The 2577-nt window shown below is 60.5% G+C and carries 2 rRNA genes (1 of these 2 running past the window's edge); both read right to left on the reverse strand.

The annotated features are described in order from the left end of the window. A 23S ribosomal RNA gene (locus AK2_RS16090) occupies window positions 1-674 on the reverse strand; it reaches 2291 nt to the left of the window's first position. Window positions 675-887: 213 nt separating this feature from the next. Continuing rightward, a 16S ribosomal RNA gene (locus AK2_RS16095) occupies window positions 888-2433 on the reverse strand. The 16S and 23S rRNA genes sit together here, the layout of an rRNA operon. Window positions 2434-2577 lie beyond the last annotated feature (144 nt).

Below are 2577 nucleotides of genomic sequence, written 5' to 3' on the forward strand. Positions count from 1 at the left end.
ATCACTCGCCGGTTCATTCTACAAAAGGCACGCCGTCACACCCCAACAGGTGCTCCGACTGATTGTAGGCACACGGTTTCAGGTTCTCTTTCACTCCGCTCCCGCGGTCCTTTTCACCTTTCCCTCACGGTACTCTCCGCTATCGGTCGCCAGGGAGTATTTAGCCTTAGGAGGTGGTCCTCCCCGATTCCCACGGGATTCCTCGTGCCCCGCGGTACTTGGGCACCATCTCGCAAAGCCGAATCCCCTTCGCCTACGGGACTCTCACCCTCTCCGGTGGGCCTTCCCAGACCCTTCGGCTGACGATTCGGTTTCTCACTTTGCCCAAGAGGTGCAGCCCTTGGCTCGATGGCCCCTCTACCCCGTTGTTGCATCCCCTGCACGGTCTCCCACAACAACGGTTTAGGCTCCTCCGCTTTCGCTCGCCACTACTCACGGAATCACTCTTGTTTTCTTCTCCTCGGGGTACTGAGATGTTTCAGTTCCCCCGGTTGCCCCCACATGCCTATGCATTCAGCATGCGGTACTCACCCATCACGGTGAGTGGGTTCCCCCATTCGGACATCCACGGATCCCAGCTCGCGTACAGCTCCCCGTGGCATTTCGGTGTTCGCCCCGTCCTTCTTCGGCTCCTGGCGCCTAGGCATCCCCCGTGCGCCCTTCCTACCTTCACCATTCCCTCGGTTTCAGGAGTCTCTTCGCTATGTCGCTGTCAAGGTACATCTCCACCGGCGCCCTTCCCTTCGAACGCCAGCCTGAGTTCCCCTTCCCCAACCTCTCCGTTGGGTCCGGTTCCCTCAAAACTAAACACGCCCCTGGCCCGCGACAACCGTCGCGGCCCAGTCCAGAGAGCCTCCCCCTGCCTTCCACAGGGGCCTTCTCCGTAGAAAGGAGGTGATCCAGCCGCACCTTCCGATACGGCTACCTTGTTACGACTTCACCCCAATCGCGAGCCCCACCTTCGGCGGCTGGCTCCGTCTCCGGTTGCCTCACCGACTTCGGGTGTTGCTCACTCTCGTGGTGTGACGGGCGGTGTGTACAAGGCCCGGGAACGGATTCACCGCGGCATGCTGATCCGCGATTACTAGCAATTCCGGCTTCATGCAGGCGGGTTGCAGCCTGCAATCCGAACTACGAACGGCTTTCAGGGATTCGCTCCGCCTCGCGGCTTCGCCCCCCGTTGTACCGCCCATTGTAGCACGTGTGTCGCCCAGGACATCAAGGGCATGATGATTTGACGTCATCCCCGCCTTCCTCCGGCTTGCGCCGGCAGTCACCTGTGAGTCCCCGCCTTCACGCGCTGGTAACACAGGTCAAGGGTTGCGCTCGTTGCGGGACTTAACCCAACATCTCACGACACGAGCTGACGACAACCATGCACCACCTGTCTCCTCTGCCCCGAAGGGAACGCACATCTCTGCACGCGTCAGAGGGATGTCAAGCCCTGGTAAGGTTCTTCGCGTTGCTTCGAATTAAACCACATGCTCCACTGCTTGTGCGGGCCCCCGTCAATTCCTTTGAGTTTCAGTCTTGCGACCGTACTCCCCAGGCGGAGTGCTTATTGGGTTTCCTTCGGCACTGAGGGCTCGCACCCCCAACACCTAGCACTCATCGTTTACAGCGTGGACTACCAGGGTATCTAATCCTGTTCGCTCCCCACGCTTTCGTGCCTCAGCGTCAGTCACTGTCCAGCAAGGCGCCTTCGCCACAGGTATTCCTCCACATCTCTACGCATTTCACCGCTACACGTGGAATTCCCCTTGCCTCTCCAGCACTCAAGCCTCACCGTTTCCAGGGCACCCCCACGGTTGAGCCGTGGCCTTTCACCCCAGACGTGTCAGGCCGCCTACGCACCCTTTACGCCCAGTCATTCCGGACAACGCTCGCCCCCTACGTATTACCGCGGCTGCTGGCACGTAGTTTGCCGGGGCTTCCTCCATCGGTACCGTCTCCCCTAGGGCATTCCCTCCCTAGGTCGCTCTTCCCGATTGACTGAGCTTTACAACCCGAAGGCCTTCTTCGCTCACGCGGCGTTGCTCCGTCAGGCTTGCGCCCATTGCGGAAGATTCCCTACTGCTGCCTCCCGTAGGAGTCTGGGCCGTGTCTCAGTCCCAGTGTGGCCGTTCACCCTCTCAGGCCGGCTACGCATCGTCGCCTTGGTAGGCCTTTACCCCACCAACTAGCTAATGCGCCGCGGGCTCCTCCATCAGCAGCGAAAACCGCTTTTCCCATCCCGGGGATGCCCCCAGAATGCCTATCCGGCTTTAGCACCCGTTTCCGGGTGTTATTCCCGACTGATGGGCAGATTACCCACGTGTTCCTCACCCGTCCGCCGCTGGCCTCAAGGGGCAAGCCCCTCAAGACCCGCTCGACTTGCATGTATTAGGCACGCCGCCAGCGTTCGTCCTGAGCCAGGATCAAACTCTCACTTGAAAGTTCGCCTCCCGGGTTCCGCGCCCCCACGGCGCTTCCCTCCGGTCTGGCTCTTGTATCGAACACGTCTGTGTCCGCAAGACTCTCTGTGCGTGTTTAGTTTTCAAGGAACCTTCTTGGCGCCGCCGTCCGAGCGGCGACGGT

It is taken from the genome of Alicyclobacillus kakegawensis NBRC 103104 (genome assembly GCF_001552655.1).
In the GTDB taxonomy this organism is placed as follows: Bacteria; Bacillota; Bacilli; order Alicyclobacillales; family Alicyclobacillaceae; genus Alicyclobacillus_G; species Alicyclobacillus_G kakegawensis.